A 16,515-nucleotide genomic window follows, 5' to 3' on the forward strand; every position below is an offset into this window, starting at 1 on the left:
GCAAACGCCCCCGTATGACTCAGTCCTGACCGGGGCGAGGGCCATCTGTGACCGGACGTGACAGCTCCCTGCCGGTGGCGTGGATCCGGGCGAGCCCATCGGCCGCCCGCACCACCAGGGTGTGGCGCTCCACCAGGGCCGCCAGGTCGTCGTAGCCCCCGCCGATGACGGTGGCCACCGGCAGGCGGCGCCGCAGGGCGGCATCGATCACCAGCCGGTCCCGCCGGTACAGGCCGTCATCGCTGAGCTCCAGCCGGCCGAGGCGGTCGTGCCGGTGGGGATCGACGCCGGCGTTGTAGAGCACCAGATCCGGACGCACCTGATCCAGCAGATCCGGCAGGGTCCGCTGCAGGGTCCGCAGGTAGGCGTCATCCCCGACGCCGTCCTCCAGGGCCAGGTCGAGGTCGCCCGTCTGCTTGTGCAGGGGGAAGTTGCTGGCCGCGTGCATCGAGAAGGTGAACACACGGGGGTCGCCGGTGAAGATCGCCGCCGTGCCGTCGCCCTGGTGCACGTCCAGATCCACCACCAGCACCTGCCGCACCAGGCCCTCGGCCAGCAGCACCCGGGCCGCCACGGCGCAGTCGTTGAAGATGCAGAAACCGCTGCCGTGCAGGGGGAAGGCGTGGTGGGTGCCGCCGGCCAGGTGGCAGGCCAGGCCGTGGCGCAGGGCCAGCCGGGCCGTGAGCACGGTGCCCCCCACCGCCAGCCAGCTGCGGCGGACCAGGGGTTCCGACACCGGCAGCCCGATGCGGCGCACCTCCTGGGGGGTGAGCAGTCCCCGGGAGAAGGCCTCGTGGTAGCCGCGTCCATGCACCAGCTCCAGCCAGCGGCGCGGCGCCGGCAGGGGCTGGTGGATCTGCCCCGGGCGGGCCAGCTCCAGCTGCTCCAGCCGCTCCTTCAGCAGCCGGAACTTCTGCATCGGGAAGCGATGGCCGCTGGGCAGGGGGACCGCATAGGCCGGGTGATACACCAGCGGGGGCCCCATCAGTCCGGCGCCAGCGGCTCCAGCAGACCGTAGGGGGTGTAGCGGCGCTCGATCCGGCAGAGGGGGCCGCCGGCAGGCTGCCAGCTGAGGGCCACCCGCACGGGCCCCGCTTGGCCGGGCCCAGGGGCGATGATCACCTCGACGTCGTCGTCCAGGCGCCAGCGGCTGCCGCCGGCCTCCCCTGGGGTGATGCTCTCGATGACGGCGACCAGCGGCGTGGCGGGGCCGCCGTCGGCGAGGCCGGGCCGCCACTCCCTGGCATAGGTGAAGCTCTCCAGCCGCTCGACGCCATGGCGCAGCACCACGCGCCGGCGCCGCTCGCCCTGGACGACGCAGAGTTCGGCGATCCAGGGCCAGGGGCCCATCCGGTCCATGCCCAGGCTCCAGTGGCCGGCGGCGCTGATCTGCATCGCTGCCGGCGGCTCCCGGAAGCGCATCGGCACGGTGCGGCCGGAGTTGAGGTAGGTGAGGGCCGCCTCGATGGTGCCGTCCTCGTCGCTCACCCGCAGGCGGGTGGGGAAGCGCTCGATCTCGCGGCCATCGGGTCCGAGCCGGTGGAACAGGCCCTCCCAGCAGCCGCCGTTCACCTCCAGCAACCTCTGACGGGGCGGGGCGCTCAAGGGCATGGCACGTGGGGAAGGGGTGTCCAGCATGGCGACAACAGACCCGCCGGCGGGGGCGGCGCTCTGGGGTCAGCGCTCAGCAGAGGGCCAGCGCTCAGCCGATGGCCAGGGGGCGGGGCTGGGCCTGCCGCGGCGGTGCCGGTAGCCGGGTGCTCACCAGCCAGGCGAGCCCCACCAGCAGGGCCGAGCTCCACAGGCAGGCCTGCAGGCCGCCCACCAGGAACAGGGCGCCCGAGAGCACGGTGCCGAGCAGGCGGCCACCGGCGTTGGCCATGTAATAGAAGCCCACGTTCAGGCTCACCGATTCGGCATCGGTGTAGGCCAGGATCATGTAGCTGTGGATCGAGGAATTCATGGCGAACACCACCCCGAAGGCCGCCAGTCCCACCACCACGGCCACACCGGGATTCCCCACCTCGCGCCAGAGCGCGATGGCGATCAGGGCCGGAATGGCGGTGAGCAGTCCGCTCCAGAAGGTCACGGCGGAGACGCCCGGCGGCGCGGTCTGGCCCCAGCGGCGCCGCAGGGCCGGGGCCGATCCCTGCACGAGGCCGTAGCCGATCACCCACAGCCCCATGAAGCCGCCCACCTCCCAGTAGCGCCAGCCGAGGCTGGTCTGCAGGAACACCGGCAGGGCCACCACGAACCAGACATCCCTGGCACCGAAGAGGAAGAACCGGGCCAGGGAGATGCGATTGATGCCGGGGGACTTGGAGAACAGGGAGGTGAAGGCGGGCTTCTGTTTCATGCGGCCGATCTCCCCGGGCAGCACCAGGGTGAACAGGAAGGCCAGGAACAGGCCGGCGGCCATGGCGCCGACGGCGGCATTGAAGCCGATCGTGGCCAGCAGCAGGCCGCCGAGGAAGAACCCCACCCCCTTGAGGGCGTTCTTGGAGCCGGTGAGAATCGCCACCCACTGGAACAGCTGGCTCTCGCCCTTGTCGTGGTCGTCGGGGGTTTCCGGCACCACCGACTTGATGGCACTTTTGGCGCTCATCTTGTTGAGATCCTTGGCGATGCCGCTGAGGGCCTGGGCCACCATCACGTAGGCCACGCTCCACCATTTCGGCCAGCTGTCAGCGACGGGCACCAGCATCAGCAGGGCCGCCACCTGCATCAGGGTGCCGGTCCAGAGGGTGAGGCGCAGGCCGAAGCGGGCCCCCAGCCAGCCGCCGCAGAGGTTGGTGATGATGCCGAAGAACTCGTAGAAGAGGAACAGAAAGGCGATCTCCAGGGTGCTGTAGCCCAGCGATCGGAAGTGGAACACCACCAGCATCCGCAGGGCGCCGTCGGTGAGGGTGAAACACCAGTAGTTGGCCGTGACGATGGCGTACTGCTGCAGGGCCGTGAGCGGCCGGCCGGAGAAGGGCGGAAGCATCGGCCGCTCACTCCGCCCCGGCGGCGTCCAGGGCCACCACATGGCAGGCCAGATCCGCCATCCGGCAGCTGTAGCCCCACTCGTTGTCGTACCAGGCGTACACCTTCAGCTGGGTGCCGCCCGTCACCATCGTCGAGAGGGCATCGACGATCGAACTGCGGCTGTCGTTGAGATAGTCGACCGACACCAGCGGCCGCTCCTCGTAGCCCAGGATGCCCAGCAGGGGCCCCGCCGCCGCCGCCGCGAAGGCGCCGTTCACCTCCTCCACCGTCACCGGGCGCTCGAGTTCGAACACCGCATCGGTGAGCGAGGCATTGAGCAGGGGCACCCGCACGGCGTGGCCGTTGAGCTTGCCCTGCAGCTCAGGGAAGATCAGGCCGATCGCCCTGGCCGAGCCGGTGGTGGTGGGAATCAGGCTCTGGGTGCAGGAGCGGGCCCGGCGCAGATCGCTCTTGAAGCCGTCGATCACCACCTGGGTGTTGGTGACGTTGTGCAGGGTGGTGATCGAGCCATGGCGGATGCCGAAGCTCTCGTGCACCACCTTCACCACCGGCGCCAGGCAGTTGGTGGTGCAAGAGGCGGCGGTGAGGATCCGGTGCCGGTCCGGCACGTAGGTGCCGTGGTTGATGCCGAAGACGATGTTGGGGATCTCCACCCCGTCCAGCTCGCCCTTCACGGGGCAGGCCACGATCACCCGCTGTACGCCGCCCTGGTGCAGGTAGGGGGCGAGGGTTTCGGGGGTCTTGACCTTGCCGCTGCACTCGAGCACCAGCTCCATCCCCGCCGCCTGCCAGGGCACCAGGGCCGGATCGCTCCCCCGCGACCAGCCCACCCGGCTCCCCTCGACCGTGAACCCCCCGCCGTCGGCCTCGGCCGCCACCGCCCGGTTCCAGCGGCCGTGCACCGAGTCGAATTCGAGCAGATGGGCGGCGGCGGCGGCGTCCCCGGCGCTGTCGTTGACATGGACCAGCTCAAGGCCTGGCCGCCCCCAGAGGGCCCGGAACACCAGACGCCCGATGCGCCCGAAGCCGTTGATGCCGATCTTCACAGCGTCCGCCGCGACTCGGCCTACCCTTGCATCAGTGGGAGTTGATGGATTTATGGCCGGGTTAAGGACCGCCGCTTCTGCGCCGATCGCCTGCGCTCCGGCTCCCCTGGCTGCCGAGGAGGCGCGCCTGCTGCTCCGGGCCCTGGCCGATCCGATCCGCCTGCAGGTGATCGAGGCCCTCGGCGGCGGCGAGCGCTGCGTCTGCGACCTCACCGCCGACCTGGACCTGGCCCAGTCGAAGCTGTCGTTCCACCTCAAGGTGCTCAAGGACGCCGGCCTGCTGGCCGATCGGCAGGAGGGCCGATGGATCTATTACCGCCTGCGCCCCGAAGCACTCGACGATCTGCGGGCCTGGCTGGCGACCCTGGGCGCCCAGTGCGGCAGGCCCGCGAGCCCCTGCTCGTGACGGCCCCCAACCCCACCCTGCGGTGGCTGCGCACCAGCCGGAGCGGTCATGTCACCCTGCTGGCCGGCCTCGTGGCCGCCTGGCTGGTGCTTTTCCGCCTCAACGAATCCCTCTGGGAGGCGGTGCTGTTCGGCTGGCTGGGGCTGGATCCCGAGCAGCGGCTGAGTGAGACCCTGCGCTTTTTCTTCTACGACACGATCAAGATCGGCCTGCTGCTGAGCGGCATCATCTTCATCGTCACCGTTCTGCGTTCCTATCTGAGCGTGGAACGCACCAGGGCCCTGCTGGCCGGACGCCGCGAAGGGATCGGCAATGTGCTGGCGGGCCTGCTGGGGGTGATCACCCCGTTCTGCTCCTGCAGTGCGGTGCCGGCCTTCATCGGCTTTCTGGCCGCGGGCATTCCCCTAGGGGTGACGTTGAGTTTTCTGATCGCCAGCCCGATGGTGAACGAGGTGGCGATCGGCCTGCTGTTCAGCCTGTTCGGCTGGCGCATCACCCTGATCTACATCGGCTCCGGCCTAGTGATCGCGATCGGGGCGGGATGGGTGCTGGGCCGCCTGCGGCTGGAGCGCTGGGTCGAATCCTTCGTCTACGAAACCAGGCTGCACGGGCAGGCCGTGGAGAGTTCACTGGGACTGTCCTTTGAGCAGCGGCTGCAGATGGGCGCCGAGGAAGTGGCCTCGATCCTGCTGCAGATCTGGCCCTACCTGCTGATCGGCATCGGTGTAGGTGCCGTGATCCATGGCTGGGTGCCCACCAATTTTTTCGCCACCCATGCTGGCCGCAGCAATCCCTTTGGCGTGCTTCTGGCGGTGGGAATCGGAATCCCGCTCTATTCGAATGCGGCCGGGGTGATGCCGATGGTGCAGGCCCTTCATGAGAAGGGACTGCCGATGGGCACCGTTCTCGCCTTCATGATGAGTGTGGTGGCCCTGTCGGTGCCGGAACTGATCCTGCTGCGCCGCGTGCTCCAACCGCCGTTGCTGGCCGCCTTCTTCTCGGTCACCGGTCTTGGCATCGTCCTGATCGGCTATCTGTTCAATTCACTGCTCGCCTGAGGTTTCCCGCCCATGGACATCAAGATTCTCGGTAGCGGCTGCAAGAAATGCATCACCCTGGAGGACCACGCCCGCAGGGGTGCGGCGGACCTCGGCCTGGCGCCCAGCCTGGAAGCCATTCACGACCCCGTCGCGATCGCCGGCTACGGGGTGATGCGCACGCCCGCCCTGGTGATTGATGACCGTGTGGTCGTGGCCGGTCGGGTGCCCGCTGCCGAGGAGGTCCGCGCCTTGCTGAGTGCGGCGGCTGCCTTGTGAACCACCTCCGCTGATTCTGTTGCCACCATGGGACTTTTCGAGCGGTATCTGAGCCTGTGGGTGGCCCTGGCGATCGTGGCTGGGGTGGCCATCGGTGCCCTGTTGCCCGGTCTGTCGGAGGCCGTGGCGGGGTTCGAATTCGCCCGCATCAACCTGCTGATCGCCCTGCTGGTGTGGGGAATGATCTATCCGATGATGCTGGCGGTGGATTTCGGCGCCATCGCCGGCCTGCGGCACCAGCCGAAGGGCCTGGTGGTCACGGTGGTCGTCAACTGGCTGATCAAGCCGCTGACGATGACGGCCATCGCCTGGCTGTTCATCCGCGGCCTGTTCGGTGCCTGGATTCCGGCGGCCCTCGGGGATCAGTACATCGCCGGCATGATTTTGCTGGGGGTGGCGCCCTGCACCGCCATGGTGTTCGTGTGGAGTCGCCTCAGCAACGGCGATCCCAGTTACACCGTGGCCCAGGTGGCCATCAACGACCTGATCATGGTGTTCGCCTTCGCGCCGATCGCGGCCCTGCTGCTGGGGGTGAGCAATGTGCTCGTTCCCTGGGACACCCTGGTGACGGCCGTGGGCCTGTTCGTGGTGGTGCCCCTGGCCGCCGGCTGGCTCACCCGGCGGCTGCTGCATTCCCCCGGTCGCATCGATCGGCTGGAGCAGCGGCTCAAGCCGCTGGCGATCGTCTGTCTGATCGTGACGGTGCTGCTGCTGTTCCTGGTGCAGGCCAGGGCCATCCTCGCTAACCCCCTGGCGATCGCCCTGATCGCTATCCCGCTGACGCTGCAGACCTACCTGATCTTCTGGATCACGGCCCAGTGGATGCGGCTCTGGCGCCAGCCCCATGCCATCGCCGCCCCCGGGGCCATGATCGGCGCCTCCAACTTCTTCGAGCTGGCGGTGGCCGTGGCCATCAGCCTGTTCGGCCTGGAGTCCGGAGCCGCCCTGGCCACGGTGGTGGGCGTGCTGGTGGAGGTGCCCGTGATGCTGTCGCTGGTGGCGATCGCCAACCGCAACCGGCGGCTGTTCCCAGCCGCCATTCCCTGACGGGATCAGGGTCTGACCTGGAGAGGGAGGGGCCATGCTGGAGGCCGGCACCGGCCCTCCCCCATGCTGCGCTTCCTCCTCAACGTCCTCTGGTTCCTGCTCGGGGGCTTCGTGATGGGCCTGGGCTGGTGGCTGGCCGGCCTGGTGGCGGCGATCACGATCGTGGGGATCCCCTGGGCCCGGGCCTGCTTCGTGATCGGCAACTTCTCCTTCTGGCCGTTCGGCTACGAGGCCGTCAGCCGCCGCGAGCTCACCGGCCGGATGGATTTTGGCACCGGCCCCCTGGGGCTGGTCGGCAACGTGATCTGGTTCCTGCTGGCCGGCTGGTGGTTGGCGATCGGCCACCTCAGCGCCGCGGTGGCCTGCTTCGTGACGATCGTGGGCATCCCCTTCGGCATCCAGCACATCAAGCTGGCCCTGATCGCCCTGGCCCCGATCGGGATGCAGGTGGTGCCGGTGCGGCGCTGAAGGCCGGTGATCAGGTGGGCCGGGCTCGGCCGCAGCAGGCGGCCACCTAGGTCCAAGTGAACCGTCGCAGCGCTTTCCCTGCCTGATGAATCTTTCCCTACTCACGGCCCTGGATCGCCTCAGGGCGACAGAACTCAGCTGAAACCTACAGCTGAAGGGCTGCCGGCGCCTAGAGGCGAATGCAAGGAATCCCATCCCTGTCCCTTCCGCCCTGGATGGACGATGTCCGGGGCCCTGCCGGTCCCATTCCACCCCACGGCAGGGGTGCCATCAGGCCTGGCGCGACCTTGGCTCCAACGACATTTCCCCACAAGGATCCTTGGAGTGGAATGAACGCTGGCCCAAGGCCCCGACTCTCCGCCAGAAGCGGAAAGGAATGGGCCAGGTGTTCCCAGGGCGGCCAGTCTTTCGGTAGCGTTCGAAACAGCAGCTTCTGCTGAGGGTTGTCCTGGCGGATAAGCGTGGCCCCAGCCACCTCACGGCTCTCGCCTGGATGGATGGCCGCCACATGGATGTGTGCGGATCAGCATGGACCCGCGACGTGGGCGGGGCTGAGCGATGGGCAATCGCCACAGAAGCGCATGGCATTCCCCCTGCGGAGCGATCTGCATCCATGGGATGCTGAATTTGTCGCTGTTGCTATCAAAAGGAAGCACCTTTGGTCGCTGTTGTTACGGCGAGCCACTGGTGCTCAAGATCTAATCAATAAAAGTTGCCTTAAGTTCTGCTGTGATTCGTCCAGTTTTTCGCCAAGTAGCCATGGCTACGTTTGCGGCAACCCTTGCCGCCACGGAGCTTGCCCGGCCATCGGTCGCCGCCAGTTTTACCCTCAAGGAGGCCACGATCTCCAATATCAATGCGGCTTTCAATAGTGGGTTGATCAATGCCCAGAAGTTAGTACAGCTATACCTCGACAGGATTACTGCGTACGACCTTCCTTCTGGTCTTAACCTGAACTCAATCATATCCTTGAACCCCAACGCCCTTGCCCAGGCGGCGGCCCTTGACGCCGAGCGGGCGACCACTGGCGCCCGCAGTCTCCTGCATGGAATTCCAGTCTTGTTGAAAGACAACATTGATACAAGCTTTCTCCCTAACACGGCAGGCTTTCTCGGCCTCAAGGATTCCTTGCCACCTGACAATGCCACGATCACTCAGAAATTGATTGATTCAGGAGCCATCATTCTCGGCAAGACGTCCCCCACGGAATTTGCCAACTTTCTGACCAACGGCATGCCTGCGGGTTATAACTCGTTGAATGGATACACACTCAATCCCTATAATCCCGTGCCGCTCCCTGGTGGTGATGGGCGGCCGCTCTTGTCCCCGGGTGGCTCCAGCGCTGGTTCAGGAGCAGCCATGGCGGCCAATCTGGCCACAATTGCGATTGGTACCGAAACATCAGGGTCCATCCTGAGTCCCTCCAACCAGAATTCTTTGGTGGGGATTAAACCCACAGTTGGGCTTTGGAGCCGGGATGGCATCATCCCCATCGCCGCAAGCCAGGACACTGCAGGGCCTATGGCCCGTTCTGTCACTGATGCGGCCATTCTCCTGGGGGCGTTGACCGGCTACGACCCCAAGGACCCGCTTACTGCAGAAAGCATCGGCAGGGCAAAGACCGATTACACCCCCTATCTCCAGCTCGATGCCTTGCAAGGGGCCAAACTTGGGTATTACACCAAGCCCAATGCGAACACGGCCAGCGGCGCAGAGCAGCTTTCCATTTTTAACAAGGCGATTGATACCATTCGCTCGCTTGGCGCCACCGTCACAGAGATTGCGTTCACCCCACCCAATAATAGTTCGTCCGTCCTGACTTACGAATTCAAGCGTGATCTCAACCTCTACCTTGAGACCCTAGGCTCCAGTGCAACGATCCAATCCATTGATGACGTCTACGACTTTATCAACGACTACATCGCTAACGACCCTGATCCTGCCACTGGTGCGTTCAAGTATGGCCAGACTCGCATCGCGGCGTCTCGCCTGATTGATCTCTCGCCAACCAGTGCGGATACGTTGAAGTATCTTCAGGACAGAGCGCTCGATATTCTTAACTCCCGTACCCTGGGTATCGACAAATTCATGGCCGATAATGGGTTGGATGCTGTCTTGTTCAGCGGTGCATCAGGAGCTGGTATCGGTGCCAGAGCAGGCTATCCAACCGTCATTGTGCCGGCGGGATACCAGAGCCTGAACAATCTCAACCCCCTCGGCATTTCTTTCTTGGCCAAAGCCTATGAGGAAGACAAGCTGCTGGGTTATGCCTATGCCTATGAACAGGCCTCCCTTGTTCGCACCGATCCGTTGAGCACCCCACCCCTGGCTGGTGAAACAGTGACGAGCGTCCCGGGGCCACTCCCCTTGGCGGGTGCAGGCATGGCCTTGGTTTGGAGTCGTCGCCTGCGACGGCGGATTGGAATGAAGCCAACCGCAAGAAACTGATCGCCAGTTGATTCCATGTCGGTGGCACAAGGCTGAGCAAGGACTTTCCTCAGACCATCCTCTTGGCCGTCCATCTCCGCTTCTGCGGATGTCCAGCTGTGCGGTCATGCCGCGTTCTTGTAGGCCTGGAGCCACTGACCTCGGTCGGAGACAGATTCTGAGCTAATTGACGAATGCCTCTGGCTCCCCATCGCCGTCGGCAGCTTCAACACATGCCCGTTTCCGAAACCACTCGAGAGGAGTCCATCACCAGCCTCAGTCGGCTGCTCTCCTGGAGCAGCGGAGCTCTGTTGCTGATCTTTCTGGCCTTCGTTCTGATCGATTCCCTGCCGCCACAGCTGCTCAATCCGGCCTGGCAACTGCGGTTCACCAACCGCATGACCAACACCTCTATCCTGGCCTTGCTTGGATTTCTGCTGCTGCACCTGGCGGTCTTCTTCGAGCCCGCCAATGGCTTGCTACGGGCACGGCTGGTTGCCGTTCGCCACTGGGCCATCGTTGTGGCGTTCGCCTTTCTGCTCCTTGTGCCCCTGCAGGGGGTTGCCACCTGGCGGATCCTTTCCCAGGCCAGGGGCAGCCAGGCGCTGCAGCGCAACGCGCTTGATGAACGGGTCACCCGGGTGCGCGAGGCCATCGAAGCGGCCACCAGTCCGGCAGACCTTCAGGCCCGTTTCTCCCGCCTGCAGGGTGCCCGCCCCCAGCTCCCAGCGGCGGCCCTCAACCTCCCCCTGGGCGAACTGAAGCGCAACCTGCTTGACGAACTCCAGAAGTCGGAGACACGGGCCTCCAGCCGGATTGGCGGTCCTGCCCCCGCCGACGTCTGGTCCCTCGGCCAGGGGATGGTGAAGGTAACGGTCGCATCGGTGGGCTTCGCCACGGCCTTCGCCGCCGGAGCCCGGCGACCAGGCCATTCCCTCACCATCCTGGAGCAGCTCATCAGGAGGCTGGAGATCCTGCGCGGACGCCGCCCGAATCGCCGCCGCCGCAGCCCCTGACCACTAGCCAACCCATGCGGCGGACCTTCTGGCCCTCTGATCATTTCTCGTCAGGTTCCTGCGCGGAGGAGCCTGATGGGTCAAGGCTGGTGGCTTGCAGGCCCGGTGGTGGTGATCGGTCTGCAGGTGGTGCCGGTGCGGCGCTAGTCCAACGCTGGAGCCAGGCCCAGGGCGGCGGCGGCCTGCCGCATCCGCCCGTCGAAGCTGGCCAGATGGGAGCAGCGGCTATGGAGGGCCACCGCCAGGTGCAGGGCATCACCGGTGCGCAAGCCGAGCGCCGGATCCTGCAGCAGCTCAGCGGCCTGGCGGAAACGGTCCCGGTCGAGGGCGCGCAGTTCCACCCCGCCCTGCAACAGACGTTCGAAATGCTCTCCGGCGATTCTGCGGGCTTCCGGGCTGAGCCCGTGGTGGCGCTGCTTGAGGCCGAGGGCGCTGTGGGTTTCGGTGATCAGCCAGTCGCTGCTGATCAGGGTGTCGCGGCACTGCTCCAGCCATTCCAATGCCCCCGGGCTGGACGCTTCCGGGGTCAGCAGGGCAACCACGACGCTGGTGTCCAGGTAGATCACGGCTGGGGCGACCTCACCAGCGCTCCTGGTCCCGGCACGCTTCGATCACCGAAGGGGTGATCGGCATGGTGGCCTGAAGCTGGCGCAGGTCGGCGGCCAGCGCGCGGCGGTCCAGCCGTTGCAGGGGCTCCAGGCTCAGTCGGCCGTCGGCTCCGACGACGATCTCGATCGGGTCACCTTCCCGCAGGCCGGCCTGACGCAGGCACTCGGCGGGGATCCGGACAGCCCGGCTGTTGCCCCAGCGACGGATCGCCTGCTGGACGCGCCGGCCAGGTTCCTCGGCTCGTTGACTGGGCTGGGATGGTGCCAAGGCATCCAGTACGGCCGGTGCCGGCGGGATGTAGATACACGACTCTACATGGGTTGGTCGGGCTTCGGCGCGCAAATCCCCGGCCGCTCTGCCGACGCCCCCTGATGGATTCGAACCATCGACCGGCTGCTTAGAAGACGGAAAGTCGCTCTAAACCCTTTGCGGTAACTCGCATCTCAACTAATTCCAGGGCTCTTGCGTGAAACCCGCGTGAAATCATGCGGGTTCGCACGCACGCCTCATCCCGCTCCGCGTTTGCCGATCTCGACTTGTCCGCTCTCCCCCCAGGCCCGGATGTCAGCGTCGTGGCTCGCTAGCCACTCGGGGCACGGCTCCCATTGCGTTTCTCTGAGTTAAAGCGTTTATCCAGGCCAATACAAGCAGATCGCTTGTGTCAAGAGCAAAGGCTGTGAAGCGACATAGAAGCTCTCATGGTGCGGCTGAGCTGTTTTATTGTGGTAGACCTAATCAAAGACTTCAGGAGTGCTGATCGGCACGAGAAAAGGCAGTATGATCCTCTGGTGGCCGAGCAGTGTTATCTGCGCTGAATGCCTGCTGCCAGTGTTGCAGGCCATGCGTTCATTGCAGTAAGAGGTGGGGCAGTCCCGATTTCCAAACATGATAAGCTGTTGCCTCGCCTGAAAAGATATACGCAGTGATATGCAAGCTGCGCCCAAGCTTAAACCATTCTTACGCGCCATTCTTGAGTGGAGTCAGCCGGTGTCAAGATGCAGCCGGAATTAGCGTTCTGGACCGATCTAGGACTGATTTAAACTAGGATGCTTAAGGAATGGGGCAAAAGTGTCGAGTCCAGCCACTTCGTGCTCACACCCCTTGCAACCTGAACATTCTCTTTGCAGTGCAGTAACAAGTAGACCAAATTAAGTAGCAAATGTCCCAGCCCAAGCGCCTAAAATGAAGACTTTGGCAAGTGAATAGACACCTACTGATCTTGGGAGCTCCCCTACTTTATGTCCGATGCTATTGATACACGTCCTGAGTGGTTTCCGTATTTCTTTCGTGTTAAGATGGCACCAAGCGTCGTCTGGGTTCATCTCCAACTGAAGGTAAAGTGACTGACTATCAAGACGTATCGCTTCTCCTGGAATGACGCATGGCTAGGATGATTCGTCATGCTTCAATTAGCTTAGCATCTCATCCGTCACATGCTTTGTCTTATGCTGTGTCAAAAATTCGAAACTTTATACGTGAGCACGGGCCCTATATCCAGCTAGATCACACGAATGTTCTTGGCTGGAGACTGATACGTGTAGCGCAAGTCATGTTGCTGCTATTGCTGGTGGGTATAAGTATAGTTAGTAGGTTGAAGGGATCAATTGCTATGTCATTCTTTGGGGTAGACATTGTGATCGGAGTATCAACTTTTAGATTGTGGGTTGCTGGCAATGAAGTTTGGCTAGTTCCTGTAATGGGAGGACTCTTGGTGGTCTTTGAAAAGATTGGCGGACTAATCAACCCTTGGAAATTGAGAGCTATCCAATCATGTCTGGACGCATTCAGGGACCTGTCTTTCCACAGCCGGAGTTTACAAGAAGACCCAGAATGCGAGCACAGGGTTACAATCTTCCGTGCTCAGCATGGCTGCTGGCAGTTACTCAAGCCTCCTACACAACAATGGTTGGTGCCCTTCGCAAGGTCAGGTACAATGACAAAGAGATCACGAAGTATCTTTCGTTTATCAGACAGTCCCCAGAAAACTGAGGGTGTGGCAGGGAAAGCTTGGTGCAAGAAGGGCTGGTACCAGGTAATGGGCCTCTGTCATGTTGGTGGTGAACTTTCGCCATTGGAAATCAGAGAGTTCGAAACCAAGACCAATCTTGCTCTTGACAAGGCCATTCTTCGGAACTATAAGGCAAAATCATACGCAGCTATCACCATGGAGGTAATGGGGAAAAAATGGGGAGTTCTTGTATTGGATAGTACATCGGATAAAATGACATCATGCGACACTCTCAACAAGTACTTTAAGCTATTGGTGTCCGCACTCAATCCCATCTTGGAGGCGATGTAGAAATGGCCGTATTCTCAAAACCATTAACCGTAAAACTTAAGATCCAATTCGATCAGGACATATCTCCATTTGACTTGCCGAGTTCAATGTTTGTCTCGATTGAGGTAAAGACAAATTCTCTTGTTTTATCGTTTGAGTATATTTCTGATGAGCCTGCAAGAGTACTGAGTATAGACAAAGAAGGGTTGGCTGTTGTCGGAAAAAATAGCAATCGAATTCTAAAGCTCACGCTCTTTAATGTTAATAGGTCTAAGGATAGCTTGTGCCATGATTTGCTACATGTGCTTAACTTGGCTATTCGTGATTTGAGCTCGACTGTCCACCATTGTGAAATCCCTCATGACAATTATAGGATTCTTAGGGATATCATTTGTCGATGCACAGGCGATATTGCGCACTTCGTGTTTATGTCCCAGGCGTGAATAGAGTAGTTCAGCCTGCTTGGGTCAGTGCCATTCGCCCCATACGTTTCGCTTGGTCTACATGATCACGGATAGGCCATTCTTACTTTGATTCTTCCTTGGCTTGTGTGGAGGCTTTTGTTTGCCGTTTGAGTACTTGCGTGATTCTGACCGCTCTTTTTGGGATTGGCTTAATCGTCCACTGTTTTTACCATCTAGGATATATCGGGCAGCCTTCTAGTACTGCATCTCATCACCTGCTGTTAGTGGTGAGGTCAACTCAGTCGAAATTGCTTCAGTGGCCGCTATGGGTCAAAAGGCAGGACAGAAGAGCTTGATCCTTAGTTGCTGAGATGTCGAGAGGCGCCATGAAACTCGTCTCAACAGCCACTTGTTGATGACGGTTCAACTTTGCAGGGGGTCCAGCAGTACTGGACCTACAGTGCTTTAAGCCAATGATCTCATGGAATAACTTGTTCAACTCGCCCACCACTGCATAGCTCAGGATGATCTAGGCCACGTATCTTTATTCTGCGCCGGTCACTTCCGCGTATGTGGATGAAGTTATCCAGTGCATTATCCACCTTCTCGTAGCAGGGCCACATGAGGAGACCTCGATTGACCTCCGCTGATTCACATTGGCCCTCTCGTTCGAACTGTCAGGTTCAGTTGTCTCGTCATGGATCACGTCGAGAGGATGTTTAGTGTGGTGTCTTCGCATTGGCCAGTATGGTGTTTGTTAAAGCTGTACTCGCGTCAAACCCCATGCACATGTCCCCCTAGGCGTGAACGCTTATTAGCCTGACTTCTCGCTGCAGGATCCAGGATATGTCATGTCCTAGTCTAAGTCCTCCCCAAGCTTGTTGGCATCGGAATTCCATGGCTCTACTCAAGGTTCGCCGCCCAGATTGGGGCCTCTCCGCCACTCCCGGTCAGCCCGGACACACCGGACAGTGGGTTGCCCCCTCTCAAGTTTGTCTGTTCTAGAGGGTGCAAGAAATTTCAAAGTAAGCATGGTGAGGGGTGTCCGGGGTGTCCGGCTAGTCCAGTGTGAGTGGTGCCAAGGGGGTAGGAGCTCAGCCCTACCCTGTCCGCCCCTTGTCCGCATCCTCACTTGCCCTGTCCGGCTGCCCCTCCCCCATCAGAGCAACGTCTCGGCGAAATTGCTCCCCGCCCTGCTGGCCATGGATGGCTATGCCCCGCCGGAACGCCTGACTGGTCCCTCGGCTGTTCTTTTGATTGGAGGGGATGGTCCTCAGATCCTGCGATTTCGCCCTCTGCGCTTCTGTTCTGTTGTCGTGCCTGACTTGGTGCGAAGAGAAGGCGGATCCTTGTAGGCAAAGGCATCCTTAATCCAGCTCTCCAATCAATAGGACTACCCACTCTGGCCTGCCTAGTTATTGTCTTTCACTCATATACATTAACAAGCAGCTGTATATCTAGTCTCCACCTCTAAGTCTCATCCAGTGGCTTCAATATCACCAAGGCCACAGTCACCCAGTCCTCCCCAATCGCTTGGCTTCGCCACCACTTACCCCCTATGTTGCTCGCAACCGATGAGACAGGACTGCGCCGCAGTCGCTCACTCTCACCGGTCAGGCTTGCAGCCCTTATGCTGACAGCCGAATAGCCTAATCCCTCTCGCTACATCAGCGCTACTTGCGCACCATGCCTATGCAGGATTGCTAGCGGCCGATTGTGCTGCGCCAAAACATAGAAACGCTCCCCCATGGTCGTAAGGATCCGCAACCTTCACCGGCTGCTGTGACGTCAACCGATAGATGCAAACGAGACGCCTGACGGTATCCAATCCGTTTAGCGCAGGGTATGCGGCCCAGTAGAGACACTCGTTCGGCCAAACGACGGAGGGGTTTAGCGGGAGGACGAGGGCAGCCAATGCCCGAGGACGGATCGAGCCGGTGCGCACCTTTGTGCGGGTCAACAGGCTTCCCGTGTCTAAGTCTCCCCAGCGTTGCGCCAAAACACAACAGGCGCCCATACATGCGCAGGACAGTATCAATAGACGCTAAGTCTTCTTCCTGCGGGGCCTTGCGGCCCTGACGCGCTACGCCCTTCCAATGCCTATTGAGGCCCGGTGTAGTCGTCGCAGCGAGATCGAGCATGATCTCCATCCCTCTCCCCATCTCTACAGATGATGGTTAACCAGGGATGCGGTGCAAAACCGGCTTCCAGTCTCCGGATGGGACTGAAAAGAAGGGCAAGAACACCCGACAAATACCATCCAACTCCCCAATCCACCTGCATGCAGTCCAGACCTCTTTGAGGTTCCTGCATCGCAGGCAAGGCGCAGTGAGTGCCCACCAGTGTCCCTACAGGTGGGCCTTCTCTGTATGGCGGTTCAAGTCTGTCCGACGACAATCTGGTTGAGGGGTCGCGCCAAACAGGTTGACCGCTCTTGAGGGGCTGCGCTGAATCCGGTTGCCATGCGCAGGGCACCGGGCCATGCCTGCTCCCCTCACCGCTCAACAGAT

At 61.9% G+C, this 16,515-nt stretch carries 13 protein-coding genes; 7 read left to right on the top strand and 6 right to left on the bottom strand.

Features of this window, described 5'->3' with window-relative positions:
• Positions 1–19 precede the first annotated feature (19 nt).
• From KBZ08_RS14405 to KBZ08_RS14420, 4 genes are all read right to left on the bottom strand, one after another.
• A complete protein-coding gene (locus KBZ08_RS14405; RefSeq protein ID WP_254973850.1) occupies positions 20–985 on the bottom strand; it encodes a histone deacetylase in 966 nt (321 codons plus the stop codon).
• A complete protein-coding gene (locus KBZ08_RS14410) occupies positions 985–1,605 on the bottom strand; it encodes a DUF3598 family protein (RefSeq protein ID WP_254973851.1) in 621 nt (206 codons plus the stop codon). Before KBZ08_RS14410 ends, KBZ08_RS14405 begins: the two co-directional genes overlap by 1 nt.
• Before the next feature lie 97 nt (positions 1,606–1,702).
• Entirely contained in the window at positions 1,703–2,986 is a 1,284-nt protein-coding gene (arsJ, locus tag KBZ08_RS14415) for an organoarsenical effux MFS transporter ArsJ (protein WP_254973853.1), read from the bottom strand.
• 7 nt (positions 2,987–2,993) lie between these two features.
• Positions 2,994–4,034: an ArsJ-associated glyceraldehyde-3-phosphate dehydrogenase gene (locus tag KBZ08_RS14420; protein WP_254973855.1), complete on the bottom strand. Its 1,041-nt coding sequence runs from the start codon at positions 4,032–4,034 to the stop codon at positions 2,994–2,996.
• Positions 4,035–4,086: 52 nt separating this feature from the next.
• On the opposite strand from KBZ08_RS14420, the gene KBZ08_RS14425 reads away from it, so the two are divergent.
• The 7 genes from KBZ08_RS14425 (at position 4,087) to KBZ08_RS14455 (ending at position 10,714) form a co-directional block, all read left to right on the top strand.
• The gene (locus KBZ08_RS14425) at positions 4,087–4,440 is read left to right on the top strand and encodes a helix-turn-helix transcriptional regulator (protein WP_254973857.1); all 354 of its coding nucleotides are present in this window, start codon (positions 4,087–4,089) and stop codon (positions 4,438–4,440) included.
• Positions 4,437–5,498, top strand: a complete 1,062-nt coding sequence (locus tag KBZ08_RS14430) for a permease (RefSeq protein WP_254973858.1) — start codon at positions 4,437–4,439, stop codon at positions 5,496–5,498. The genes KBZ08_RS14425 and KBZ08_RS14430 overlap by 4 nt, the downstream gene beginning before the upstream one ends.
• Positions 5,499–5,510: 12 nt before the next feature.
• A complete protein-coding gene (locus tag KBZ08_RS14435; protein WP_254973859.1) occupies positions 5,511–5,756 on the top strand; it encodes a thioredoxin family protein in 246 nt (81 codons plus the stop codon).
• Between the two features lie 27 nt (positions 5,757–5,783).
• Positions 5,784–6,803, top strand: coding sequence for an ACR3 family arsenite efflux transporter (gene arsB / locus KBZ08_RS14440; RefSeq protein ID WP_254973861.1), 1,020 nt, complete (start codon positions 5,784–5,786; stop codon positions 6,801–6,803).
• Positions 6,804–6,866: 63 nt separating this feature from the next.
• On the top strand, positions 6,867–7,271 hold the full coding sequence (locus KBZ08_RS14445) for a YccF domain-containing protein (protein WP_254973862.1): 405 nt from the start codon (positions 6,867–6,869) through the stop codon (positions 7,269–7,271).
• 759 nt (positions 7,272–8,030) lie between these two features.
• Positions 8,031–9,719, top strand: a complete 1,689-nt coding sequence (locus KBZ08_RS14450; RefSeq protein ID WP_254973863.1) for an amidase family protein — start codon at positions 8,031–8,033, stop codon at positions 9,717–9,719.
• 212 nt (positions 9,720–9,931) lie between these two features.
• Entirely contained in the window at positions 9,932–10,714 is a 783-nt protein-coding gene (locus tag KBZ08_RS14455; RefSeq protein WP_254973865.1) for a hypothetical protein, read from the top strand.
• 143 nt (positions 10,715–10,857) lie between these two features.
• Here KBZ08_RS14455 and KBZ08_RS14460 read toward each other — a convergent pair whose 3' ends face one another.
• Both KBZ08_RS14460 and KBZ08_RS14465 read right to left on the bottom strand, forming a co-directional pair.
• The gene (locus tag KBZ08_RS14460) at positions 10,858–11,280 is read right to left on the bottom strand and encodes a type II toxin-antitoxin system VapC family toxin (RefSeq protein ID WP_254973866.1); all 423 of its coding nucleotides are present in this window, start codon (positions 11,278–11,280) and stop codon (positions 10,858–10,860) included.
• Between the two features lie 13 nt (positions 11,281–11,293).
• A complete protein-coding gene (locus KBZ08_RS14465; RefSeq protein WP_254973867.1) occupies positions 11,294–11,590 on the bottom strand; it encodes an AbrB/MazE/SpoVT family DNA-binding domain-containing protein in 297 nt (98 codons plus the stop codon).
• Positions 11,591–16,515: the final 4,925 nt, after the last annotated feature.

The organism is Cyanobium sp. Candia 9D4 (genome assembly GCF_024346155.1).
Lineage (GTDB): Bacteria > Cyanobacteriota > Cyanobacteriia > PCC-6307 > Cyanobiaceae > Cyanobium > Cyanobium minutissimum.

Bases quoted from the DNA above. Each gene is read 5' to 3' on its own strand.
- KBZ08_RS14405 (WP_254973850.1), bottom strand. From the start codon at position 985: ATGGGGCCCCCGCTGGTGTATCACCCGGCCTATGCGGTCCCCCTGCCC.
- arsB (WP_254973861.1), top strand. From the start codon at position 5,784: ATGGGACTTTTCGAGCGGTATCTGAGCCTGTGGGTGGCCCTGGCGATC.
- KBZ08_RS14435 (WP_254973859.1), top strand. From the start codon at position 5,511: ATGGACATCAAGATTCTCGGTAGCGGCTGCAAGAAATGCATCACCCTG.
- KBZ08_RS14450 (WP_254973863.1), top strand. From the start codon at position 8,031: ATGGCTACGTTTGCGGCAACCCTTGCCGCCACGGAGCTTGCCCGGCCA.
- arsJ (WP_254973853.1), bottom strand. From the start codon at position 2,986: ATGCTTCCGCCCTTCTCCGGCCGGCCGCTCACGGCCCTGCAGCAGTAC.
- KBZ08_RS14445 (WP_254973862.1), top strand. From the start codon at position 6,867: ATGCTGCGCTTCCTCCTCAACGTCCTCTGGTTCCTGCTCGGGGGCTTC.
- KBZ08_RS14425 (WP_254973857.1), top strand. From the start codon at position 4,087: ATGGCCGGGTTAAGGACCGCCGCTTCTGCGCCGATCGCCTGCGCTCCG.
- KBZ08_RS14455 (WP_254973865.1), top strand. From the start codon at position 9,932: ATGCCCGTTTCCGAAACCACTCGAGAGGAGTCCATCACCAGCCTCAGT.